Source organism: Shewanella surugensis (assembly GCF_023284005.1).
GTDB classification, from domain to species: Bacteria; Pseudomonadota; Gammaproteobacteria; order Enterobacterales; family Shewanellaceae; genus Shewanella; species Shewanella surugensis.
The window spans coordinates 1-8,352 of the sequence record NZ_JAKIKS010000174.1; the positions used below are offsets into that span (position 1 = coordinate 1).

Genomic DNA, 8,352 nt, shown 5'->3' on the forward strand with positions numbered 1-8,352 from the left:
TTATACAAAAATAATGATAAACAAACAAGTTCAATGATGCGATAAGTACTGAAATTATCACGTTGCTCTAATAGTGAACGAATTTATGATAATTTAATACTCAGGTACTTACATGCAAGTATCCATGCTGAGCTCAACTTAAAAATGGAAGAATTAAAGCAGCAACTCACTCAAGATATGGATACTATCTTAGTTGCTGAAGAACCAGTGAGTGACACCACAACCCAATAAATCGACACATTCTCCCATCTATCACCAAGATGATTGAGCCTGCTACTCTCAGCCCAATCATCTTGATGACTTTACCTTTCCAATAACATTTAATTCTCCTACGGTACGGGGCTCTCAATACCATTAATAAACAATAAAAAGTGCAACCGCCATCGTTTATCTGCTACAAAATCTATTCATACATATTTAAGTGATTGATTAAATAAGCTTAACCCATACATTCAACTTGAAATGAACATTGTTAAAATGTTGTTGCATTACCGCTTAAATCGCTTTAAATATAACAACTAGGAATAATATGAAACGGATTTTTATTTTAATGGCTTTTCTTGATCAACTTAGTGCCTGCGGTGGCGGAGGTGACAATGACAATAATAACGAAAAAGCCAATAACACAACGCCTATTACAGACTCACAAGATAGCTCAGCCCCATTACCTATCGCCAATGCCGGGCACGATCAAAATGTCGTAACGGGATCAAATGTACAACTTGATGCCTCTGATAGCCAAACATCAAACAGTAATATATTAACTTATCAATGGGTGATACAAGAAAAACCCACCACCTCAAAAGCACAATTAAACCAATCTACTCAGGTAAATGCCTCTTTTATTGCCGATGTCGATGGCCAATATATTGTCGTGTTAACGGTAAATTCTGGCAGTAAAGACAGTCTTAATGACAGTATTAACATCATTAGCACGACGGGCAACAGTGTGCCAATGGCCTATGCAGGAGAAGATCAATCAGTCATGATCAATTCTTTAGTTGAGCTCGATGGAGGCTTGAGTACTGATGCCAATAACGATCCCCTAACGTACGAATGGAAAATAAAAAGTACTCCCGATGACAGCCAAGCCTTGATCAGCAGCCCAAATAGCACTCAACCCCACTTTACGCCCGATCTCGAAGGCCGCTATACCTTCACATTAACCGTATCCGATCCCTATTCATCCAGTATACCTGATGACGTGACTCTCACAGTCACGAGTCAAAATAATCCACCGGTTGCCAATGCGGGTGAAGACGTGAAGTAAATGAAAACATCACCCTTAATGGCGGTTTAAGTCGCGATCCTGAAACCTCACCACTCAGTTATTCATGGAACATCATTACTCAAGCTGACAATAGCAATCCCAATTTGGATGATGCCAGCCTAGTGAATCCCAGCTTTATCACCGATACCGCAGGTGAATATGTAATTAGCTTAACAGTCAATGATGCTGAGCTGGATTCTGAATCCGACAACCTTGTTATTACTGTCGTTGATCCGAATGTCACACTCAGCGGCTATATCAGTGGTACATTTAAACATATCATGGGACTCCCCATTGCGAGTGTAAATTTTTTAATCAATGATCAAAGCGTCGTCACAAATGAGCAAGGCATACTGTCCTACAGGATCTCTGTTGAAGAAAATGCCACCGTCAGCATTGAAACCAATAATGACCGCATCCCTTATGCCAGCTATACCTCTCGCCCCATCAACCAAAATGCTGAATCTATGCTTTCATTAGGAGAGCAAACATTACCTTTATATCAGGTTATTGAGATTTTATTGATCGACACCTGTGATACAACATCGACGCAAGAACATATATTAGCGTTCACCTTAACGGAACATGAAGCTCCCTTATTCAACATTGATTATCAATTCAGTCAAACGCTCACTGTATGGGAAAAAGCCACTGTCACTATCCCTGTTGGCGTGACTTTTAATGTGCATTCTGAAACGGGTTTATTGAGGGAGCTTGGTCAAGGTACATACCACAACAATATCACCTATGTTAGTCGGTATTCCGATCCTGATATTACCGCTGGCACCACATTATTTACCTGCTCTACAAATCCATAATGGATCTTATAGAAAGCCATTAGCTCTGCCTAATGGCTTTCATTCTCTCCCTTTAAGCACTCTGAGAGTTCAGGTCAAAAAAATATTTTTGAACTATGCTCAACAAAGCTGTTATTAAGCCATAAAGTGAGTAGGAATTGCCATGCGTACCATCATTGAACCCTTTCGCATAAAAATGACTGAGCCGATTAAAATCATTTCCAAAGAAGAGCGCATCGAAAAACTCAAAAAAGCACATTACAACGTCTTTTTACTCGACGCTATCGATTGTACTATCGACTTATTGACCGATTCAGGTACGGGGGCCATGTCAGCTCAACAGTGGGCAGCCATCATGATAGGCGATGAAAGCTATGCGGGCAGTCAGTCATGGAAAAAGTTTGAGGCCACAATCAAAAAAATCACGGCGATTAAACATATTTTTCCGACTCATCAAGGGCGGGCTGCAGAAGGGTTATTGGCTATGAGCCGATTAAAAGCTGGAGATATGATCCCTAATAATTCCCATTTTGATACGACCCGTGCCAATATTGAATTTGCAGGCGCCACAGCCGTTAATTTACTCTGCGAAGAAGGCCGAGATCCCAGTATAGAAGCGCCTTTTAAAGGCAATATGGACATAGAAAAATTAACATCCTTTATCCAAACTCATGGCGCGGAAAATATCCCTTTTGCGATGCTCACTATCACCAATAATACCGGTGGAGGTCAACCCGTCTCTCTGGCAAACATTCGCGCAGTAAAAACAGTGTTATCTCAATACAATATTCCACTTGTTCTTGATGCCTGCCGTTTTGCTGAAAATGCGTATTTTATTTCAAAACGAGAAAAGGGCTATCAAGATAAATCTTTACTTGAAATCGCACAGGAAATTTTTTCACTTGCTGATGCTGCCACCATGAGTCTAAAAAAAGATGGTCTCGCCAACATTGGCGGCTTTTTCATTTGCAATAATGATGAATGGGCCGAAGATTTTAAGAATTTACTGATTTTACGAGAAGGTTTTCCTACCTACGGAGGATTAGCAGGACGGGATTTAGAAGCCATTTCAGTGGGGTTAATGGAAGCACTCGATATGGATTATCAAACCTACCGACATGCTACCGTGGATTATTTAACCCAAAAACTGGATATGAAAGGTATACCAGTAATAAAGCCTAGCGGTGGGCATGCCGTTTTTATTGATGCTAAAACCTTCATGCCTCACATCCCCCCACTCGCTTATCCTGGCATTGCACTGATTAATGCACTTTATATCGAAGGCGGTATTCGTGCGGTTGAACTTGGTACTGTCATGTTTGGTCACTTTGATGATAAAGGCAAGGAACAGCCATCTGAATTGGAGTTGGTACGCTTAGCCTTCCCTAGGCGAGTATACACCCAGAGCCATTTCGATTATATTATTGAAGTTGTTGAAAAAGTATGGGAAGAACGCCACACATACTCGGGGCTTAACATCACTAAACAGCCCCAAATGTTGCGCCACTTCTCATGTCATTTTGAAAATAACACCTGAGTTAATTGATCGATAAATTAACTCAAGGCTCATACTCTTTTATGAGTGATCGAGAACGATTTTGCCCCTAAAACATATAATGAGAAAAAATGAAAATATTAGCTTTTGCCGCCAGTAATAGTCGTCAATCCATTAATAAAAAACTGGCGGGTTATGCCGCCTCTTTAGTCCCCAACGCCAGTGTTGAACTCCTTGATTTAAATGACTACGAACTCCCACTTTTTAGCACCGATAAAGAGCAAGAACTCGGTCATCCTGCTCTCGCTCAGGCTTTTTTTAACAAAATAACCGCTGCAGATAAGCTCATCATTTCTTTTGCTGAGCACAATGGTTCCTACACCGCCGCCTATAAAAACCTCTTTGACTGGGTTTCACGTATTAATAATAAAGTTTATCAACATAAACCGACGCTATTACTCTCAACGTCCCCAGGCCTCGGTGGTGCGGCCAGTGTAATGCGTTCTGCTTTACATTCAGCGCCCTTTTTTGGAGCCGATGTCAAAGCCAATTTATCCATCCCTCGTTTTTTCGATAATTTTGATACTACTCACCACAAAATGATAAATGAAGAGTTAAATCAAAAGCTCATTGAAGCGATTGCTAAACTCAATGACGAAACTTAAGATCAACCGCCTGCTCTAATAAGCAGGCATTCTTGCAGAAAAATCGCTAAACATTTCAAATAATAGACTGAAAAAATGACTTTCTTCGTTAAAACCTCATTCCCGTTTAAATAAAAGCTATCACTCTCACTTCAATCCTAAGATAAAAACTTCCCCTGCAATTTAATTAGAAACTGCTATTTTTAACTAAGTCGTCAAGTAATCCCTTTGTACTATTTTCAATCGGCTTACTTATCCTTGATAAAGGACGCGACTCTCGAACTTTTGCTTTACCCCTATTGGTTAAAGGCCATCATAAGTTCAAAAACAAAAGGATTTGTCATGTCAAAATCGACTGTTTTTTCAATGATACTCAGTATTTCATTGTTATGGGTATCGATATCAAGTTATGCAATAGAAAACTGCAGCAGTGACCAAAAAGCCTATGTACTCGCAGCGGCAACCAGTAGTAAACATACTGCTTATCTGGATTGTCATCTCAGCTTAAGCGCTACCGACATCATCACCAAAAGGATCATGATACAAGGTAATGAGGCATCTAACATGAACCTTGATTGTAATAATGCCTTAATTGATATGGAATCTGGGATTAATGCTGGGATCTTTACCCATTCACATAATACGATTGCCATCCAATCTATTCCATTGTCTGATGGCACTTGGTCAGTTCCTCATGATATTACGCTTAAAGATTGCCGAGTAAAGGGTAATATTCGTATTATCGGCATGGGCAGTAATGGCGAAGCGGCTGAAGTAAAAAGCTCGTCGATCACCGCAGGTCATACGACTCGCGCCAATAATGCCGCTCCCCATAATATTTTACTCGACAATATGAATATTGAATCTGTCGTTCGCACCCCGCTTTACCTCGCCCCTGGGGTTCACCATGTCACTCTTCAAGATTCTGAAATTCAAGGTACCTCCACATCAGTGGCTATTTATCTAGATGCTGAGTCCAATTACAATTCCATTATCAATAATTATATTCATGCAGATGGTCCACGAGAAGTGATGGCTATTGATGGCTCAGCCTACAATACCATTAAAGAAAACACTTTTTCGGCCATCAATAATGGCGGTATTTTTCTTTATCGCAATTGTGGCGAAGGAGGCACAGTCCGACACCAAACGCCCAGTCACAATGTGATTGAAACCAACTATTTTTACTATAACCAGTACACGGGTGATAATGCCGCTATTTATATCAGTTCACGCAATGGGAATAAAAGCTATTGCGGCGATGATAGCAGTGCACAATTAAGCAATACCAGTTCTACTGATGATAACGATAATGCCAGTTATAACAGTGTGCGATACAATCAATTTTTAGACAGAGAGCCGCTTTACTATATAAAATTTGGTGCTAACACTAATGATACATCTCTTAATGAGTCCACCACTTACGCCAATATTCGCGTATCACAATTTAGAGGCGGTACCGTCCCTAGCATAGAAGATTTCGACTGTTTAATTTATGGTAATAGTAGTGGTTGTTATAAATATATCACTTGCCCAAGTAATAAAGTCAATGCATCCGTTAAAGCGGCTTGTAACTTAGAATACGGCACGGTATCGAGCAGTGATGTCCCTCTTTGGGGCCATATTGATGTCATACGCCAAAGTGATAATACATCCAGCAGTGAGTGTTACGTTAACGGTGTTTCAATCAATACTGAAAATAGGCACACTCATGTAGGAGGTAGCTACGGCAACGCCACCTATGTCGGCTGTAAAGAGCAAGATAATAATGGCGGAGATTGCCACATCAAGGGGCAACAGATCTGCCTTTAATCCATTACCCTCCTCAAAGTCATAAAACAAAAAGGCCATTATTTCTCTTACAATAATGGCCTTAGCTATTTTTATCACATTACATCAAAGCAAATTAAGGGCGATAAACTTTTACATTGGTATAGCCTTGCTCTTGTAAATACAAGGTTTGGAGTTTACTCATCACACCTCGCTCGCAATACAAGAGGTAAGTTTTCTCTTTATCAAAGTCACCAAATTGCGTCGCCAACTTATAAAAAGGCACTTTTTTCACTTCAATACCATCCAGTTTTAAAGGCGCTAACTCTTCTTCATCTGGGGCACGAACATCAATCACGATTTCACCTTGGCTAATCGCATCAACGCTCGCTGTTTCAGTGATCTGCAAGTCCATCTCAGTAGCAATATCCTTAATACTGATGATCTTGGAATCGGCAAGCACTTTATCGATCAGTCCTTCTGAAAACTTCTCTTCTTCATGTTCAATTTTGGACAGCACCGCCTTAACGGTAGGCTTTTGTGAAATCACCCCACAATATTCAGGGATCGATTTGGCAAAATCTTCTGTGCCGATTTTACGGCTGATATCGATAATATCTTGTTTATCCATCGCAATCAGTGGCCGAAGGATCAATTGCTCGGTGCAGCGATCGATAACATTCAGATTGGTTAATGTTTGGCTAGAGACTTGCCCCATGGCCTCCCCCGTTACCAAGGCTTGTATGCCCATGCGCTCAGCAATCTTTGCTGCAGTGCGCATCATCATCCGCTTTAAAATAACGCCCATTTGACCATTTTCAACTCGCTCCAGTAGCTCTTGAACCACGGGATCGAAAGGCACTGAGATAAATTTCACTTTATGGGATTCACCGTATTTCTTCCACAGATGATAAGCCACCTGCTTAACACCAATTTCATGTTGATCGCCGCCCAAATTGAAGAAACAATAATGAGTACGTGAACCGCGTTTGATAAATTGATAACTAGACACCCCTGAATCAAATCCGCCAGAAATAAGCGACAACACATCCTCTTGGGTCGCCATAGGAAAGCCCCCCAAGCCCTGAATGCGTTTATCCACTAGATATAGCTGATCTTGATCAATCTCAAGGTTCACTGTCATATCTGGATTTTTTAATTTAACCCCGGCGGCATCAGTAAATTGATTTAATCCTCCCCCAACATAACGCTCCACCTCAATGGAATTAAAGTCATGTTTACCGACTCGTTTGACACGAACACAAAACGTTTTCCCCGCCAACTGCTCTTTATAAGCGACTAACGTCTGCTGATATATATCATCGATTGACTCAAAAGTGCTGACATTGACTTGTAAAATGTGCGCAATCCCCGGAATACAGGCTAAACGCGCCCCAAACGCCTCCATTAAGTCGCTTCTATAGTCCGGCACCATGATCATAATCTTATCCCATTGACGCTGCACCTTGGCACTTTCATCAACATTTTTAAGGACATTTCTAATATTCGTTTCCAGCATTTTGGTAAAACGCATTCTTACCGGCTTGCTTTTCATCATGATTTCAGGAAATAGTTTTACGATAAATTTCATGGGTATTCCGAGCGAAGGGAGTTAAGGAACAATAAATGGAGCGGGATTATAACATAGACGGATTTATCGATATAGAGAGACAGAAACAAAATACCATTTAACAAGAGATTGAAAAGCTCATTTCTGTGAATATTGCACAAATTCAATAATGCGGTTAAAAAAGGGCTTAGATTGCTGCACCCGTAAAGGCGGTGACAAAATCAATTTAAAATTACGACTACCGTCACCAGGATTATAGGCTATTTCATCTGAAAATAGTTTCACAGGAGTCTTCTGCCGATCCTGAACCAAAGATAATATGACCTTGAGAGTGGATATTTTGCTTACTTCAATAGCAAGATGGCCTATAGGCAGCCGATAAGGGATATTCGCTTGATCTTCTGTGCCAAAACCTTCCACATATGAATATAGCTCTTGAGTTGAATCAACATATAAATTGGCCATACGGATCAGAGTATTTTCATAAGGCTGCGCATATTGATTATTAAGATCGGCCACTTGAAAAAGTTCTAAATTTCCAAGGGGCTCATTTCCTTTCAGTGGACGAAAATAAATGCGCCCAATCCCCACCGCCTTCACATTAGCATTATAACGAGCGATATCCTTCACCACACTTGTCGAGGGAAACAGTAAATTACCTTGCTCCGTGACATAATCGCCAGAGGGCAGGGTTGATGAGTTATTGTCAAATGTGGTGTATCAATGAATCGTGATGTTCTGTTTGATCTTGAGTGATCCGTTCACCATCTTTAAATTGAATACCTGATATGACATCAGCAAGCAGC

At 40.6% G+C, this 8,352-nt stretch carries 7 protein-coding genes; 5 read left to right on the plus strand and 2 right to left on the minus strand.

The window, feature by feature from the left end; all coding sequences use genetic code 11:
* Nucleotides 1-529 precede the first annotated feature (529 nt).
* The 5 genes from L2764_RS24530 to L2764_RS24550 all read left to right on the plus strand — a co-directional run bounded on the left by L2764_RS24530 (nucleotide 530) and on the right by L2764_RS24550 (nucleotide 6,018).
* Nucleotides 530-1,270, plus strand: a complete 741-nt coding sequence (locus L2764_RS24530) for a PKD domain-containing protein (RefSeq protein WP_248942992.1) — start codon at nucleotides 530-532, stop codon at nucleotides 1,268-1,270.
* Nucleotides 1,271-1,278: 8 nt separating this feature from the next.
* Nucleotides 1,279-2,088, plus strand: coding sequence for a PKD domain-containing protein (locus L2764_RS24535; RefSeq protein ID WP_376708488.1), 810 nt, complete (start codon nucleotides 1,279-1,281; stop codon nucleotides 2,086-2,088).
* A gap of 142 nt (nucleotides 2,089-2,230) precedes the next feature.
* On the plus strand, nucleotides 2,231-3,604 hold the full coding sequence (locus L2764_RS24540; protein ID WP_248942994.1) for a tryptophanase: 1,374 nt from the start codon (nucleotides 2,231-2,233) through the stop codon (nucleotides 3,602-3,604).
* A gap of 89 nt (nucleotides 3,605-3,693) precedes the next feature.
* Entirely contained in the window at nucleotides 3,694-4,227 is a 534-nt protein-coding gene (locus tag L2764_RS24545; RefSeq protein WP_248942995.1) for an NADPH-dependent FMN reductase, read from the plus strand.
* Nucleotides 4,228-4,548: 321 nt separating this feature from the next.
* Nucleotides 4,549-6,018 (plus strand): hypothetical protein, encoded by a 1,470-nt coding sequence (locus L2764_RS24550; protein ID WP_248942996.1) that lies wholly within the window; start codon nucleotides 4,549-4,551, stop codon nucleotides 6,016-6,018.
* A gap of 94 nt (nucleotides 6,019-6,112) precedes the next feature.
* On the opposite strand, the gene thiI is transcribed toward L2764_RS24550, so the two are convergent.
* Nucleotides 6,113-7,567 (minus strand): tRNA uracil 4-sulfurtransferase ThiI, encoded by a 1,455-nt coding sequence (thiI, locus tag L2764_RS24555; RefSeq protein WP_248942997.1) that lies wholly within the window; start codon nucleotides 7,565-7,567, stop codon nucleotides 6,113-6,115.
* Between the two features lie 117 nt (nucleotides 7,568-7,684).
* Complete coding sequence (locus L2764_RS24560) at nucleotides 7,685-8,176, minus strand: hypothetical protein (RefSeq protein ID WP_248942998.1); 492 nt, start codon at nucleotides 8,174-8,176, stop codon at nucleotides 7,685-7,687.
* Nucleotides 8,177-8,352 lie beyond the last annotated feature (176 nt).